This window comes from Cognatilysobacter terrigena (genome assembly GCF_004361065.1).
GTDB classification, from domain to species: Bacteria; Pseudomonadota; Gammaproteobacteria; order Xanthomonadales; family Xanthomonadaceae; genus Cognatilysobacter; species Cognatilysobacter terrigena.
The window spans coordinates 1-14,341 of the sequence record NZ_SELT01000039.1 but is presented as its reverse complement, the minus strand read 5'-3'; the positions used below and the strand labels follow the sequence as shown (position 1 = coordinate 14,341).

Annotated in this window: 15 protein-coding genes, 1 tRNA gene and 1 pseudogene; 10 read left to right on the top strand and 7 right to left on the bottom strand. The window is 68.2% G+C overall.

Annotated elements, in window-relative coordinates:
- Both fabA and EVS83_RS14895 read left to right on the top strand, forming a co-directional pair.
- A partial coding sequence (gene fabA, locus EVS83_RS14900; RefSeq protein ID WP_133501887.1) for a 3-hydroxyacyl-[acyl-carrier-protein] dehydratase FabA occupies window positions 1-426 on the top strand: 426 nt, incomplete at its 5' end.
- Entirely contained in the window at window positions 426-1,643 is a 1,218-nt protein-coding gene (locus EVS83_RS14895) for a beta-ketoacyl synthase N-terminal-like domain-containing protein (protein ID WP_133501885.1), read from the top strand. The genes fabA and EVS83_RS14895, both read left to right, overlap by 1 nt.
- Window positions 1,644-1,650: 7 nt before the next feature.
- On the opposite strand, the gene EVS83_RS14890 is transcribed toward EVS83_RS14895, so the two are convergent.
- Window positions 1,651-2,592, bottom strand: coding sequence for a restriction endonuclease (locus tag EVS83_RS14890; RefSeq protein ID WP_133501882.1), 942 nt, complete (start codon window positions 2,590-2,592; stop codon window positions 1,651-1,653).
- Between the two features lie 54 nt (window positions 2,593-2,646).
- Window positions 2,647-2,922, bottom strand: coding sequence for a polyhydroxyalkanoic acid system family protein (locus EVS83_RS14885; protein ID WP_133501880.1), 276 nt, complete (start codon window positions 2,920-2,922; stop codon window positions 2,647-2,649).
- A 78-nt stretch (window positions 2,923-3,000) separates the two neighbouring features.
- Between EVS83_RS14885 and EVS83_RS14880 the strand changes: the two genes are divergently transcribed.
- On the top strand, window positions 3,001-3,774 hold the full coding sequence (locus EVS83_RS14880; protein ID WP_133501877.1) for an FHA domain-containing protein: 774 nt from the start codon (window positions 3,001-3,003) through the stop codon (window positions 3,772-3,774).
- Here the strand turns inward: EVS83_RS14880 and EVS83_RS14875 are convergent.
- Together EVS83_RS14875 and msrP are read right to left on the bottom strand one after the other, a co-directional pair.
- Window positions 3,743-4,411 (bottom strand): protein-methionine-sulfoxide reductase heme-binding subunit MsrQ, encoded by a 669-nt coding sequence (locus EVS83_RS14875; RefSeq protein ID WP_133501875.1) that lies wholly within the window; start codon window positions 4,409-4,411, stop codon window positions 3,743-3,745. The genes EVS83_RS14880 and EVS83_RS14875 overlap by 32 nt on opposite strands.
- A complete protein-coding gene (msrP, locus tag EVS83_RS14870; protein ID WP_133501873.1) occupies window positions 4,402-5,373 on the bottom strand; it encodes a protein-methionine-sulfoxide reductase catalytic subunit MsrP in 972 nt (323 codons plus the stop codon). The genes EVS83_RS14875 and msrP overlap by 10 nt, the downstream gene beginning before the upstream one ends.
- Window positions 5,374-5,494: 121 nt before the next feature.
- On the opposite strand from msrP, the gene serC reads away from it, so the two are divergent.
- From serC to aroA, 4 genes and pseudogenes are all read left to right on the top strand, one after another.
- A complete protein-coding gene (gene serC, locus EVS83_RS14865) occupies window positions 5,495-6,580 on the top strand; it encodes a 3-phosphoserine/phosphohydroxythreonine transaminase (RefSeq protein WP_133501871.1) in 1,086 nt (361 codons plus the stop codon).
- Between the two features lie 20 nt (window positions 6,581-6,600).
- Window positions 6,601-7,668 (top strand): annotated as a pseudogene (gene pheA, locus EVS83_RS14860) (prephenate dehydratase); the annotation flags it as partial.
- Window positions 7,665-8,792 carry a histidinol-phosphate transaminase gene (gene hisC, locus EVS83_RS14855; RefSeq protein WP_133501867.1) on the top strand — a complete coding sequence of 376 codons (1,128 nt, stop codon included), beginning with the start codon at window positions 7,665-7,667 and terminating at the stop codon, window positions 8,790-8,792. The pseudogene pheA and the gene hisC, both read left to right, overlap by 4 nt.
- Window positions 8,789-10,102 (top strand): 3-phosphoshikimate 1-carboxyvinyltransferase, encoded by a 1,314-nt coding sequence (gene aroA / locus EVS83_RS14850; RefSeq protein WP_133501865.1) that lies wholly within the window; start codon window positions 8,789-8,791, stop codon window positions 10,100-10,102. Before hisC ends, aroA begins: the two co-directional genes overlap by 4 nt.
- On the opposite strand, the gene EVS83_RS14845 is transcribed toward aroA, so the two are convergent.
- Entirely contained in the window at window positions 10,086-10,721 is a 636-nt protein-coding gene (locus tag EVS83_RS14845) for an energy transducer TonB (protein WP_166636927.1), read from the bottom strand. The two genes, aroA and EVS83_RS14845, sit on opposite strands and share 17 nt — an antisense overlap.
- Window positions 10,722-10,837: 116 nt before the next feature.
- Between EVS83_RS14845 and serS the strand changes: the two genes are divergently transcribed.
- On the top strand, window positions 10,838-12,118 hold the full coding sequence (gene serS / locus EVS83_RS14840; protein WP_133501861.1) for a serine--tRNA ligase: 1,281 nt from the start codon (window positions 10,838-10,840) through the stop codon (window positions 12,116-12,118).
- A 63-nt stretch (window positions 12,119-12,181) separates the two neighbouring features.
- Here serS and EVS83_RS14835 read toward each other — a convergent pair whose 3' ends face one another.
- Window positions 12,182-12,754, bottom strand: coding sequence for an FMN-dependent NADH-azoreductase (locus EVS83_RS14835; protein ID WP_133501859.1), 573 nt, complete (start codon window positions 12,752-12,754; stop codon window positions 12,182-12,184).
- A gap of 110 nt (window positions 12,755-12,864) precedes the next feature.
- Here EVS83_RS14835 and EVS83_RS14830 point away from each other — a divergent pair, with 110 nt between their 5' ends.
- Both EVS83_RS14830 and EVS83_RS14825 read left to right on the top strand, forming a co-directional pair.
- Entirely contained in the window at window positions 12,865-13,857 is a 993-nt protein-coding gene (locus tag EVS83_RS14830) for a LysR family transcriptional regulator (RefSeq protein WP_133501857.1), read from the top strand.
- A 59-nt stretch (window positions 13,858-13,916) separates the two neighbouring features.
- Window positions 13,917-14,006, top strand: a tRNA-Ser gene (locus tag EVS83_RS14825).
- Window positions 14,007-14,078: 72 nt separating this feature from the next.
- Here the strand turns inward: EVS83_RS14825 and EVS83_RS14820 are convergent.
- A partial coding sequence (locus EVS83_RS14820) for an EAL domain-containing protein (RefSeq protein WP_133501855.1) occupies window positions 14,079-14,341 on the bottom strand: 263 nt, incomplete at its 5' end.

Below are 14,341 nucleotides of genomic sequence, written 5' to 3'. Positions count from 1 at the left end.
CCGCCGATGCTCATGTTCGACCGCATCACCGAGATCGCCGACCAGGGCGGTCGCTACGGCAAGGGCGTGATCCGCGCCGAGCTCGACATCACGCCGGACCTCTGGTTCTTCGGCTGCCATTTCCTCGGCGATCCGGTGATGCCGGGTTGCCTCGGCGTCGACGCCATGTGGCAGCTCGCTGGTTTCTACCTTCCGTGGCTGGGCGAACCCGGCCGTGGTCGTGCGCTTGGCGTGGGCGAAGTGAAGTTCAGCGGGCAGGTGCTGCCCGACGCGAAGGTCGTCTCCTACGAGATCGACATCCGCCGCGTCATGCGCGGCAAGCTCGCGCTGGTGATCGCCGACGGCCGCACCTACGTCGACGGTCGCGAGATCTACGTCGCCAAGGATCTGCGCGTCGGCCTGTTCGGATCGACGGAGGGCTTCTGATGCACAGTCGCATCGTCGTCACCGGCATGGGCCTTACGTCGTGCCTCGGGCGCGAACTCGACACCGTGTCCGCGTCGCTGCGCGAAGGCCGCGCCGGCATCCGCTACATCCCCGAATACGAAACGCTCGGCATGCGCAGTCGCGTGGCGGGCGATCCAGCCATCGACCTCGACGCCATCATCGATCGCAAGCTCCGCCGTTTCATGGGCGACGCCGCGGGCCATGCCTACGTGTCGGCGATGGATGCGATCGCACAGGCGGGCCTCGATCCCGATGCACTGCGCAGGCCGCGTGCGGGCGTGACCGCCGGTTCGGGCGGCGGCTCGGCGCAGTGGCAGATCGAAACCGGCGAGCTGCTCAAGACCAAGGGCGTGCGCCGCATCGGGCCGTACATGGTGCCGCGCACGATGTGCTCGACGGTGTCCGCCGCGCTGGCGACGGCGTTCGGCATCCAGGGCGTGAGCTATTCGATTTCCGCCGCGTGCGCGACCTCCGCGCACTGCATCGGTGCCGCGGCCGACATGATCCGCCACGGCGTGCAGGACGTGATGCTCGTCGGTGGCGGCGAAGAATTGCACTGGGGCATGACGTCGCAGTTCGATGCGATGGGTGCCTTGTCGACGTCGTTCAACGACACGCCGGAAACCTCGTCGCGTCCGTACGACGCGGACCGCGATGGCTTCGTCATCGCCGGCGGTGGCGGCATGCTCGTGCTCGAGTCGCTCGAGCACGCGCAGGCGCGCGGTGCGAAGGTGATCGCGGAACTCGTCGGCTACGGCGTGACGTCGGATGGCGTGGACATGGTCGCGCCATCGGGCGAGGGCGCGGTGCGCTGCATGCGCATGGCGCTGCAAGGCCTCGATCGTCCGATCGACTACCTCAACACGCACGGCACGTCGACGCCGGTCGGCGATGTCACCGAGCTGCAGGCGGTCCGCGAAGTGTTCGGCGACGCGGTTCCGCCGCTGTCGTCGACCAAGGCGTTGAGTGGACACTCGCTTGGCGCCGCCAGCGTGCACGAAGCGATCTACTGCCTGCTGATGATGCGGGACGGCTTCATGGCCGCGTCGCACAACATCACGAACCTCGACGAGCGCGCGGCCGGCTATCCGATCGTGCGCGAGACCACGCCTGCGACGCTGCGTACGGTGATGTCGAACAGCTTCGGCTTCGGTGGCACGAACGCGTGCCTGGTATTCGCCGCGTTCGAAGGCTGACGCGCGGTCAGTAGACCGCGCACTGCATGAAGCGCACCGGCCGCGCGCTGCCGGCCGGGCTCTGGATCTGCAGGCGAGAGGCGCGCAGCAACTCATAGCGCTTCATGACGCTGCACAGCGCGGTGTCGTCGGCGACGTTCGGATCGTTGAGGAAGACCTGCAACGTCGACCGCGTGGACCACAGCGCCTTGTCGACGCCCGGCAGCACGCTGATCTCGTGCACGATCGATTCGCGTTCCTCGTCCTCGCTCATCGGCGCGACCGACGTGGCCGTTGTCGTCGCGGCCGGATGCGCCGCAGCACGCGACGGCTTGGCCGCGGCAATCGGTGCGGCCTGCACGTCGTCGTCGCTGCTGACGACGCGCGACAACGCGAACCCCAGTGCGAGGCCGGCCACCACGCAGATCGACAGCGCCGCACCCGAGGCGCGCAGCGCTCGCGCACGCGCACGGTCGGTCACTTCGCCGTGCACGCTGCCCGGCAGCAACGGGCCGACGAGCTTCCACAGCTCGTCACCGTCGAGCAGTTCGATGTTGGGCGCGACCGTGCGCGCGTCGGGCTCGACACGACCCGGCGTCACCAGCACGCCGCCCGCGGCGTTGACGTTGCGCAGCGAGCGCGCGAAATCCTCGACCGCCGCGCGCGTCACGACGTGCGAGACGCCCTGCCGGCAGATGAGGATCCAGGGCCGCCCGTCGCGATAGATGTGCACTTCGCCGGCGGTGCCGCGCGCGGCCTGCTGCTCGCCGGTTTCGCGCTCGAAGCCCGACGACGCAAGGGCTTCGGTCACCAGGTTCGACAGCTCGCGCCAGCGCATGCCCGACAGGATCGCGAGGCCTTCCGCGGCGCAGAGGCGCGCCAGTCGCACCTTCCAGATCCAGCCGACCCAGCCTGCCGCGGCAATGAGGGCGAGCACGAATCCGGTGATCAGGGCGACGGTTGGCGACATGGGCGACGTTGCGGTTCGGGGGCTTCGACTATAACCGCGGCGCGAACGCGACGGTCAGCGGAAACGTTCAGCCAGTACGCGACGGATCTCGTCCTCGATGGTGCCTTTCATCGCGCCGAGCAGGAATCCGAGTTCCGCGGTGACGCGCACGGCGCCGGGTTCGAGATGCACGCGACCGTCGACACCGCTGCGCTTGAACATCAACGAGTCGCCCTGCCAGCTCTGCTGGACGCCGAACCGCTGCGCGAGCGTGTCGGCGATGTGCTGCACGGCCTGGCGCGCCTGCGCCGGGTCGAGGCCGTGCGTATGGCGGATGTCGATCGTGGGCATGCGGCCTCCTGTGCGAGCGGTGCGACATTGTGCGGCACGAGCCGGCAAGGCCGCGTCGGCATGCTAGATTCCGGGCGCGTGACAGCCCTCCGACTTCGCCAAACCGACTCCGGCCGCGACCTGCTCGATCTCGAGCCGGGCGTGCATGCGATCGCGCCCGCGCTGCTCGACGCGCGCCACGACGCCGACGGCGAGCCCGTCGCGCATGTCTACGTCGACTCGCGCGGCGTGTGGCTGCAGGTGCGCGACGGCGTGCGCGGCGTCTACGTCAACGGCCGGCCGATCCGTCGCATGGCGATGCTGCGTGCGGGCGATTCGGTGTTCCTCGCGGGCGTCGAATGCGTGCTCGTGGGACGACGTCCGGAACCGGTCGAGGCCGGGGCGCCGCCGCGCGGCGAAGGTCGTGCCGTGCTGCGTGCGATTGCGGGGCGCCACCACGGGCGCTGCTTCCCGCTCGACCGCGACTGCGTCATGGGTCGCGATCCCGACAGCGACATTCCGGTCGACGACGAAGCCATCGGCGCACGCGAAGTAACGCTGCGCGCGACTGCGAAGGGCGTGCGTGCGACGACTGCGACATCGGCCGCACCGGTCTGGGTCAACGGCCACCCGCTGTCGAGCGCATTGCTGCTGCCCGGCGACCAGCTCGTGATCGCGGGCCAGCATCGCTTCGTCGTGGAAGCCGCGCGTCCGCCCGAATTCGGCGAGCCGCAGCGCGAGCGCCGGCCGAGCGGTCGTCCGCCCGCGCCGCCTCAACTGCGTCGCGCGGCGCGACGCATGCCGTGGCTCATCATCGCGGCGATTCTTCTCGCCGGCGCGCTCAGCCTGTTGCTGCTCTACGGGGCGGGCTAGGCCGCAGGCGTTTCCAGACGCGCCAGCCGAGCAGCACGGCGGCGATCGCCGCGTACAGCAGCGGCTCGCGAATGTCGGACTTCACCAGCCACCAGAAGTGCAGCACCGCGAGCACGGCGATCACGTAAATCGCGCGGTGCAGCTGTCCCCAGCGACGACCGAGCGCCCGCATCGCGCGCTGGAACGATGTCGCTGCGAGCGGTAGCAGCAACAACCACGCCGCGAATCCGACCGTGATGAAGGGCTTCTTCGCGATCGCCGCGCCGATCTGCGACGCATCGAGGCGGAGGTCGAGCACCATCCACGCGGCGAAGTGCAGCGTCGCGTAGAAGAACGTGTACAACCCGAGCATGCGACGGAACCGCAACAGCACCGCCTTGCCGGTCAGCTGACGCAGCGGCGTCACCGCGAGCGTGATCATCAGGAAGCGGATCGCCCACTGGCCGAGGAAATGCTCGATCGCCGCGACCGGATCGGCGCCGAGGCCGCCCGTGCCGAGTACCGCTTCGTTGCGGATCTGCCACGCGAGCCAGATCGCCGGCAACAGCGCGAGCACATGGACGATCGTCTTGGCGACGACGACGCCCGGCTCGGTGCGGCGTCGTGCGGGCCGCGCTGCAACCGCGCTCAGAACCATTTCCTCAGGTCGAGACCGGCGTACATCGAACCGACCTGTTCCGCGTAGCCGTTGAACAGTCGCGTCGGAATGCGGTCGGCGAACAGCTTGCTGCCGGTACCGGCGATGCGGCGCTCGGTCTTCTGGCTCCAGCGCGGATGGTCGACGGCCGGATTGACGTTCGAGAAGAAGCCGTACTCGTCCGATGCCTCGTCGTTCCAGCTCGTAAACGGCATGTGCTCGACGAACGTGATCGCGACGATCGACTTGATCGACTTGAACCCGTACTTCCACGGCAGCACGAGGCGCAGCGGCGCGCCGTTCTGCTGCAGCAGCGGTTTGCCGTAGATGCCGGTGGCGAGCAGCGCGAGCGGATGCATGGCCTCGTCGATGCGCAGGCCCTCGCGATACGGCCAATCGAGCGCCGGATACGAGAGGCCGGGCATCTGCTTGCGGTCAGCGAGCGTGGTGAACGCGACGAACTTCGCCTTCGACGTCGGCTCGAACCGCTTGAGCACGTCGCCCAACGGCACCCCGAGCCACGGGATCACCATCGACCAGCCTTCGACGCAGCGGTGGCGGTAGACGCGCTCCTCGGGCTTGAGGCCCTTGAGCAGGTCGTCCAGCGACAGCCGGCCCGGTTTCGCGCACTGCCCACCCACCGCGACCGACCACGGCGACGTGCGCAATGTCCGCGGGGCATTGGCCGGATCCGCCTTGCCCGTGCCGAACTCGTAGAAGTTGTTGTAGGTGGTGACGTCCTGGTACGTCGTGCGCGTCTCGTTGGTGGTGAAGCCCGCACGCATGCGCGCCGGGTCTATCTTCGAGGCGGGCGGCGGAGGCGGGGCGTCGGCTTTGGCGCAGCCGGCGAGGCCGAGCGCGCCGGAGGCGGCCAGGGCGCCGACGATGCGGCGGCGGTCGCGGTAGACGGTCTCGTCGGTGATTTCGCGGGACGGAATCCGCAGGGCTTCGCGCAGGGACATGGCGCCTCCGGGGTCGATGAGGAATTAGACGGCTCTCATGATGAAAAAGATGCAGCGCCGGGGCCGGCGGGCGTGCTGCGCTGCGGCATACTCGCCCTTCACCCCGTCGATAGGTGCCCCGATGTCGCGCGTCTTCAACTTCAGTGCCGGTCCCGCCACCCTCCCGGAAGCCGTCCTCGAGCAGGCGCGCGACGAGTTGCTGGACTGGCGCGGCGTCGGCGCGTCCATCGTCGAGCTCAGCCATCGCGGCGCGGAGTTCATGGGCGTGGCGGCCGAGGCAGAAGCCGACCTGCGCAAGCTGATGTCGATCAGCGACGACTACGCGATCCTTTTCCTCGCCGGCGGCGCGACCACCGCGCAGGCGCTGATCCCGCTCAACATCGCAACGCCCGGCCAGCGTGCCGATTACGTCGTGAGCGGCCATTGGGGCAAGACGGCGATCAAGCAGGCGAAGGTGTACGTCGACGCTCAGGTCGCGGCGACCAGCGAGGCGAACGGTTTCCGCGACATTCCGCCGCGCAGCGAATGGCAGCTGTCGCCTGACGCCGCCTACGTGCACATCACCGCGAACGAGACGATCCACGGCGTCGAGTTCCGTGACGTGCCCGACGTCGGCAACGTTCCGCTCGTCGCCGACTTCTCGTCGAACATCGCGTCCGAGCCGCTCGATGTGTCGAAGTTCGGCGTGATCTATGCGGGCGCGCAGAAGAACCTCGGCCCGGTCGGCGTCACGGTCGTGATCATCCGTCGCGACCTGCTGGAACACGCCGGCCAGCCGCGCGCCGACATCTTCGACTACCGCTCGCACGTCAAGGGCGAGTCCATGCTCAATACGCCGCCGACGTGGAACTGGTATCTCGCCGGCCTCGTGTTCAAGTGGATGCTCAACGAAGGTGGCGTCGAGGAATTCGCGCGTCGCAATGCACGCAAATCGGAAGCGCTCTATCGCGCGATCGACGGCTCCGGTGGCTTCTATCGAAACGAAGTGGCGACGGCGGCGCGTTCGCGCATGAACGTGCCGTTCTTCCTGCACGACGAAGCGCTCGACAAGCCCTTCCTCGCGGAGTCAGTGAAGGCCGGCCTGATCGGGCTCAAGGGCCACCGCGCGCTAGGCGGCATGCGTGCGTCGGTCTACAACGCGATGCCGGAAGCGGGCGTGGCGGCGCTGGTCGAGTTCATGGACGACTTCCGGAGGCGACACGGATGAGCGCGGGATCGCCGGAGGAACTCGCGCGGCTGCGCGAGCGCATCGACGGGATCGACCGCGAGATCCAGTCGCTCATCAGCGAACGCGCGCGGTTCGCGGCGCAGGTCGGTCGCGCGAAGGGCGAGCTGGCGCGTGCGGTCGATTACTACCGACCGGAGCGCGAATCGCAGGTGCTGCGCCGGGTCGTCGACCGCAACGAAGGCCCCCTCGACAACGCCGTTCTCGTGCGCCTGTTCCGCGAAATCATGTCGGCCTGCCTCGCACAGCAGGAGCCGCTGAAGGTCGGCTACCTCGGACCGGAAGGCACACATTCGCAGCAAGCAGCGCTGAAGCACTTCGGTCATTCGGTGCGTGCACTGCCGCTGGCGAGCATCGAGGAAGTCTTCCAGGAAGTCGCCGCCGGGTATGCCGACTTCGGTGTCGTGCCGGTGGAGAACTCCACGCAGGGCACGATCCAGTCGACGCTCGACATGTTCCTGTCTTCCGACGTGCGCATCTGCGGCGAAGTCGAGCTGCGCGTGCACCAGCATCTGCTGTCGCGCACCGGGCGCATCGAAGACATCGAGCGCGTCTACTCGCATCCGCAGTCGTTCGCGCAATGCCGCGCGTGGCTGCGCACGCACCTGCCGGGCGTGGAGATGATTCCCGTCGCGAGCAACGCCGACGCGGCGCGACGCGCGCGCAATGCGGACGACGCCGCGGCGATCGCCGGCATCAGCGCGGCGTCGGTGTATGGGCTCAAGGTGGTGCAGGGGCCGATTGAGGATCGTCCGGACAACACCACGCGCTTCCTCGTGCTGGGTCGCGAGCTGTTCACGCCGTCGGGCAACGACCGCACGTCGCTCCTGGTCTTCATCAAGGACCAGCCGGGTGCGCTGTACCACGTGCTCGAGCCGTTCGCGCGTAACGGCCTGAGCATGACGCGCATCGAGTCGCGTCCCGGTCATGCGCAGCCGTGGCAGTACGCCTTCTTCATCGACATCGACGGCCATGTCGGCGACGCAGCGATGGAGCAGGCGCTGTCCGAACTCGGGCAGTTCGCACAGGAAGTACGGGTGCTGGGTTCCTATCCGGTGGCGATCGGATGACGCCGACGTACGACGAGAACTGGTTCGCGTCGCGTGCAACCTCCGGAATTCGCGCGCTCAAGGCCTACGACCCGGGCCACGACGTCGTCGCCTTGCGCAACGCTAGGCAATGGCTCGTCGAGCTGGGCTCGAACGAGAACCCGTACGGGCCGTCACCGCGAGCGCGTGCGGCCGTGCTCGATGCGCTGCACCTGATGCATCGCTATCCCGATCCTCGTGGCGCTGCGTTGAAGGCTGCGCTCGCGGCGGAACACGGAGTCGAGCCGTCGCGCATCCTGCTCGGCAACGGCTCGCACGAATTGCTCATGCAGCTGGCGCAGGTGTTCGCCGGGCCGGGCGACGACGTCGTCTATCCGCAATATGGCTTCGCGGTGTTCGCGCTGGCGACGCGTGCGTCGAGCGCGAATGCGCGCGTCGCCCCGGCATCGCCGGATGACGCGCCGATGCCGCTCGGTCATGACGTCGACGCGCTGCTTGCGGCGATCACACCCTCGACGAAACTTTTGTACATCGCGAACCCGAACAATCCGACCGGCACGTGGATCAATCCCGCCTCGCTGCGTCGCTTCGTGGACGCGGTCCCGCACGACGTGATCGTTGTCGTCGACGAGGCCTACGCGGAGATGGCGGATGCGCCCGACTACGCGACTGCCTTGCCGCTCGCCCGCGAGCGCGGGAACGTCGTCGTGACGCGCACCTTCAGCAAGGCCTACGCGCTTGCGGGACTGCGCTGCGGCTATCTGGTGGCGGCCGAAGGCCTGGTCGCGGTCATGGAGCGCGTGCGGGAGAGCTTCAACGTCAATTCGCTCGCGCTGGCGGCCTGCGAAGCAGCGCTGGGTGATGTCGAACATCTTGCGTGGTCGCGCGAGCGAAACGCCGAGCAGCGCACCGCATTGACCGCGGCGTTGGCCGCGCGGGGAATCCGCGTGCTTCCGTCGCAGACGAACTTCGTGCTCGCGCACTTCGGCGACACGACACCTGCGATCGAAGCGGAACTTCTGGAACGCGGCGTCATACTGCGCCCGATGGGCGGCTACGGCCTGCCGGCGTACAGCCGCATCACCGTAGGCACGCTCGACGAGAACCGCCGCCTGCTGCAGGCACTCGACGAGGTGCTCGCATGAGCCTCGACTGGATTGCATCGGCCGGCGCCCCGTTGCGCGGGCGCGTCCGCGTGCCGGGCGACAAGTCGATTTCGCATCGTGCGGTGATGTTCGCGGCGATCGCCGAAGGCACGAGCCGTGTCACCGGTTTCCTCGAGGGCGAAGACACCCGGGCGACGGCGCGGGTCTTCGCGCAGCTCGGCGTGCGGATCGACGCACCGGCCGCGAGCGAACGCATCGTCCACGGCGTAGGCCTCGACGGCTTGCGCGGGTCGACGGAACCGCTGGACTGCGGCAACGCGGGCACCGGCATGCGCCTGCTCGCCGGCCTTCTCGCAGGTCAGCGCTTCGACAGCGTGCTGGTGGGCGACGAGTCGTTGTCGAAGCGGCCCATGCGACGAGTCACTGAGCCGCTCTCGCGAATGGGCGCGCGCATCGACACCCATGACGGGCTGCCGCCGCTGCGCATCCACGGCAGCGCGCCACTGCAGGGCATCGATTACGCATCGCCGGTGGCGAGCGCGCAGGTGAAGTCCGCGGTGTTGCTCGCCGGTCTGTATGCGGACGGCAGCACGCGCGTCGTCGAACCGCATCCGACGCGCGACTACACCGAACGCATGCTTCACGCATTCGGCGCGCACATCGATTTTGCACCGGGCGAGGCGGTGATCACTGGCCGGCCGACCTTGCGTGCGACCGATGTCGACGTGCCGGCGGACTTCTCGTCCGCCGCGTTCTTCATCGTCGCGGCGACGATCGTTCCCGGCTCCGACCTGCTGATCGAAGCCGTCGGCATGAATCCGCGACGCACCGGTCTGCTCGACGCACTGCGCCTCATGGGCGCAGACATCACCGTCGAATCGCCGCGCGAGCAGGGCGGCGAACCCGTGGCCGACCTTCGCGTGCGCGCGGCGCGACTTCGCGGCATCGAAGTGCCGGCCGCGCTCGTGCCGGACATGATCGACGAGTTCCCGGCATTGTTCGCCGCCGCCGCCTGTGCGGAGGGCGCAACGACGGTGAGCGGTGCGGCAGAACTGCGTGTCAAGGAATCCGACCGCATCGCCGCGATGGCCGCGGGTCTGCGCACGCTCGGCATCGCCGTGGGTGAGCGGCCGGACGGTGCAGTGATCGAGGGCGGGAACGCACGCGGCGGCGACGTCGACAGCCACGGCGATCACCGTATCGCGATGAGCCTGGCCGTTCTCGCGCAGCGTGCCTCAGGCGATGTGCGCATTCGGGACGTCGCGAACGTCGCGACGTCGTTCCCGGGGTTCATCGAACTCGCGGGCGACGCGGGCCTGCGGATCGAAAGCGTCAGTCCGACAGCTTGAAATCGATCGGCACCACGACATCACCCACGGTCGGGTGACCGTCGCCGATCGCCGGCTCGAAGCGCCAGCGGCGCACGCCCTGCAACGCCGCACGATCGAGTTCGCGCGAACCGCTGGATTGCGCGATTTCGGTTGACGTCGGCACGCCGTCCGGTCCGATGTGGACCAGCACGAGCACCGTGCCGGTTTCGCCATCGCGTAGGGCGCGCATCGGGTAGTCGGGCGCCGGCGTCTGGCCCGGAATGGGGCGCGCCTTGCGGTCCGCGAGGGCGGCCGGACGCGGCTCCGGCGCAGGCCGCGCGACCGGTGCGGGCGCAGGGGCGACGGGCGCCGTGGGCGTTTCGGATGCGGCGACGGGAGGCGGCGGCGTCAGCGTGCCGATGCCCGAGCCGTCTTCGCCTGCCATCGGGGCGGGCAGCGGCGCATAGGTCGGCTCGGCGGTCGACGGCGGCACTTCGCCGGCGCGGTAGAAATCGTTCTTGTCGCCGTGCCGGATCGCGAGCGCGAACAGCACGAGTCCGACGATGAAGGCCAGCGCGATCCACAGCAGGACGCGGCGGTCGAAACGGGAGGGGCGGTGTCCAGAGCCTTCACCGGACGGCGCGGGGGAAGTCGCCATGCGTGTCGTATCCATCGGGCCATGCTGGCCACACGGCCGTTAACGTAACGGGAAAGGGCGCATCTTGCGGAAACTGCGGTGATAATGCCGCCTTTCCACGCTCGACGAACGCTCCCATGCTCGATCCGGTCCTGCTGCGCCAGCGCCCCGCCGAAGTCGCCGAACGCCTCGCCGCCGCGCGCGGTTTCGCGTTGGATGCGTCGGCGCTCGAGTCGCTGGAGTCCGAGCGCAAGCAGATCCAGACGCGCACGCAGGAGCTGCAGAACCTGCGCAACACGCGCAGCAAGGCGATCGGGCAGGCCAAGGCGAAGGGCGAGGACGTCGCGCCGCTGATGGCGGAAGTGGCCGGCATCGCCGACGAGCTGAAGTCGAGCGAAGCGCGCCTCGAAGTCATTCGCGAAGAGCTCGAAGCGATCGCGCTGGGCATTCCGAACCTGCCGCATGAATCCGTGCCGCTCGGCGACGATGAAAGCGCGAACGCGGAGCAGAGCCGCTGGGGCACGCCGCGCACGTTCGATTTCCCGGTGCTCGACCATGTCGAACTCGGTGCGCGCAACGGCTGGCTGGACGGCGATACCGCGGCGAAGCTGTCCGGCGCGCGTTTCACCGTGCTGCGTGGCGGCCTGGCGCGACTGCATCGCGCGCTCGCGCAGTTCATGCTCGACCTGCACACGGGCGAGCACGGCTATCTCGAGGTCAACGTCCCCGTCATCGTGAATGCCGATTCGATGCGCGGGACGGGCCAGCTGCCGAAGTTCGAGGACGACCTGTTCACGACGGCGGTCGGCGAGTCGAAGCGCTACCTGATCCCGACGTCGGAAGTGCCGCTCACGAACATCGTGCGCGACGAGATCGTCGAGGACACGCAGCTGCCCATGCGCATGACGGCGCATTCGATGTGCTTCCGCGCCGAAGCCGGCAGCCACGGTCGCGACACGCGCGGCATGATCCGCCAGCACCAGTTCGAGAAGGTCGAACTGGTGTCGATCGCGCGTCCGGCGGAAAGCGAAGTCGAGCACGAGCGCATGACGCGAGCGGCAGAAGTGGTGCTGGAGCGCCTCGGCCTGCCGTACCGTCGCATGCTGCTGTGCACGGGGGACATGGGCTTTTCGGCGTCGAAGACCTACGACCTCGAGGTCTGGCTGCCGTCGCAGAACACGTATCGGGAGATCTCGTCGTGCTCGAACTGCGATGCGTTCCAGGCGCGACGCATGCAGGCGCGCTGGCGCAATCCAGCCACGGGCAAGCCCGAACCGGTACACACGCTCAACGGATCGGGCGTCGCTGTCGGCCGCGCGATGATCGCGGTGATGGAGAACTACCAGCAGGCGGACGGCAGCATCGTCGTGCCGGACGCCCTGCGTCCCTACATGGGCGGTATCGACGTCCTGCGCTGATCGATCGCGGGTTGCACGACGACGGGCCTGCCGCACGCGACAGGCCCGTTTCGTTTTAGGCGATCAGGCGGCCTTCGGCAGCTCGACGTCGAGCGACGCGACGGCGGCGTCGATCGCGTTGCGGCGATGCTCGGGCGAGAACGCGACGCCATCCGCGCGGATGAAGCGGACGTCGCGCACCCCGAGGAAGCCGAACAGCTGGCGCAGGTAAGGCTCGACGAAGTCGGTCGGCTGGCCCGCGTGCGCGCCACCGGACGCGACGACCACGATCACCGTCTTGCCGTGCACCAGGCCTTCCGGCCCATTCGCGCCGTAGCGGAACGTCTTGCCGGCCACGCTGACCCGGTCGATCCATGCCTTGAGCGTCGACGGAATCGAAAAGTTGTACATCGGCGCCCCGATCACGACGGTGTCGGCCGCGAGGAATTCGTCGAGCACGGCGGCGGACTGCGCCGCCGCTTCGGCGCTGGCGAACGTGGCGGCGGACAGGTGCGGCAGGGGCTCGGCATCCAGATCGCGGCAAACGACCTCGACCGTCGGATCCAGGCGGCGCTGGTGCTCGACGACAGCAGCCGTGAGTTCGCGGGTGACGGAGTTGGCGCCGAGGGCGCTGGAATCGAGATGGAGCAGCTTCATGGGGTTCGTCCTGTCGGTGATGCGAATCGATGGGCAGAACGTAGGTTGTTGCACCGATAGAATTAAGGTGGTCTAATGTCACGTACCGTTGCGGGCATGGAACTGTCGTCATGAACGATCTGAATGACCTGTACTACTTCGCGGCCGTCGTCGAGCACTCCGGTTTCGCCGCAGCGGAGCGCGCACTCGGCATTCCGAAGTCGCGATTGAGCCGTCGCATCAGCCAGCTTGAAACCGATCTCGGCGTGCGGCTTCTGCAGCGTTCGACGCGCCGCTTCGCCGTCACCGATGTCGGCCAGAGCGTGTATCGCCACGCGCAGTCGATGCTGGAAGAAGCAAAGGCCGCGCGCGAAGTCGTCGATCGCCTGAGCGCGGAGCCGCGCGGCGTGATCCGCGTGAGCGTGCCGGTCGGCATCGCGCAGCAGCACATGCCCAAGCTTCTGCCGGAATTCCTCGCGCTGTATCCGCAGGTGCGCGTGCAGATGCACATCAGCAACCGGCGCGTCGACGTCATCAATGAAGGTTTCGACGTCGCGCTGCGCGTGCGCACGAAGCTCGACGACGACGGCAGCCTGGTCATGCGTAGCTTCGGCCAGATCCAGGAGCTGCTGGTCGCGAGCCCGCAATACCTCAAGCGCATGGGCCGCCCGAAGTCGCCGGACGAGCTTACCGACCACGTCACCATGTCGATGAGCGAGGACGAAGCGCGCCAGCGTTGGGAGCTGCATGGCCGCGATGGCGAAGTGCGTCGCATGGAGCTCAAGCCGCGCATCATGGGCTTCGATTTCCCGATGCTGATGCAGCTGGCGAAGCAGGGCATCGGCATCACGCTGCTGCCGGAAACGATCTGCGCCGAAGCGGTGCGTACGGGCGAACTGGAAGTGGTGCTGCCCGACTGGCGCCTGCCGCAGGGCATCTTCCACGCGGTGTTCGCGTCGCGCCGCGGCATGCTGCCGGCCGTGCGGGTGTTCATCGACTTCCTCGCCGACCGCGCGCCAGCGATGGTGGAATCCGCGCGCCTGCAGTGCTCGGAAATCCACGGCAAGCCGTGCACGCAGGAGCAGGAGGCCGCGTCGCGCGGGCGGGAAACCGCGACGGCCTGAGGCCATGTCACAATAGCCATGCGCGTCGAAACGCCGGCCTAGCGCCGGCGTTTCACATCGGAGAGGTGGCCGAGTGGTTTAAGGCAGCGGTCTTGAAAACCGCCGAAGGGTTAAACCTTCCGTGGGTTCGAATCCCACCCTCTCCGCCAGATCGAAAAGCCTCCGCAGGGAGGCTTTTTTGTTTTGCGTCGACGCCGCGCTCGCCGTCGATGCGATCCGGCTCAGCGCAGCATCCCGCCCCGCACCGCCTTCGCATTCCCCGAGTCGTTGCGCCCCAGCAGCCATCGGGTCATGACGTTCCGGTCGAGCGGTCGACTGAAGTAGAAGCCCTGTTGCGCCTCGCAGTGCGTGTCTTCGAGGAACCGCGACTGTGCCTCCGTTTCGACACCCTCGGCGACGATGCCGAGTTCGAGCGTATGCGCGAGGTTGACGATCGCGAGCGCGACGGTGCAGCTCAGCGGGTCCTCCGGCACGCGTTCGACGA

Coding starts and splice junctions, on each gene's coding strand:
- EVS83_RS14895 (WP_133501885.1), top strand. CDS start 426: ATGCACAGTCGCATCGTCGTCACCGGCATGGGCCTTACGTCGTGCCTC.
- EVS83_RS14890 (WP_133501882.1), bottom strand. CDS start 2,592: ATGTCGCCAACCGTCGCCCTGATCACCGGATTCGTGCTCGCCCTCATT.
- EVS83_RS14885 (WP_133501880.1), bottom strand. CDS start 2,922: ATGCCCACGATCGACATCCGCCATACGCACGGCCTCGACCCGGCGCAG.
- EVS83_RS14875 (WP_133501875.1), bottom strand. CDS start 4,411: ATGGTTCTGAGCGCGGTTGCAGCGCGGCCCGCACGACGCCGCACCGAG.
- msrP (WP_133501873.1), bottom strand. CDS start 5,373: ATGTCCCTGCGCGAAGCCCTGCGGATTCCGTCCCGCGAAATCACCGAC.
- serC (WP_133501871.1), top strand. CDS start 5,495: ATGTCGCGCGTCTTCAACTTCAGTGCCGGTCCCGCCACCCTCCCGGAA.
- hisC (WP_133501867.1), top strand. CDS start 7,665: ATGACGCCGACGTACGACGAGAACTGGTTCGCGTCGCGTGCAACCTCC.
- aroA (WP_133501865.1), top strand. CDS start 8,789: ATGAGCCTCGACTGGATTGCATCGGCCGGCGCCCCGTTGCGCGGGCGC.
- EVS83_RS14845 (WP_166636927.1), bottom strand. CDS start 10,721: ATGGCGACTTCCCCCGCGCCGTCCGGTGAAGGCTCTGGACACCGCCCC.
- serS (WP_133501861.1), top strand. CDS start 10,838: ATGCTCGATCCGGTCCTGCTGCGCCAGCGCCCCGCCGAAGTCGCCGAA.
- EVS83_RS14835 (WP_133501859.1), bottom strand. CDS start 12,754: ATGAAGCTGCTCCATCTCGATTCCAGCGCCCTCGGCGCCAACTCCGTC.
- EVS83_RS14830 (WP_133501857.1), top strand. CDS start 12,865: ATGAACGATCTGAATGACCTGTACTACTTCGCGGCCGTCGTCGAGCAC.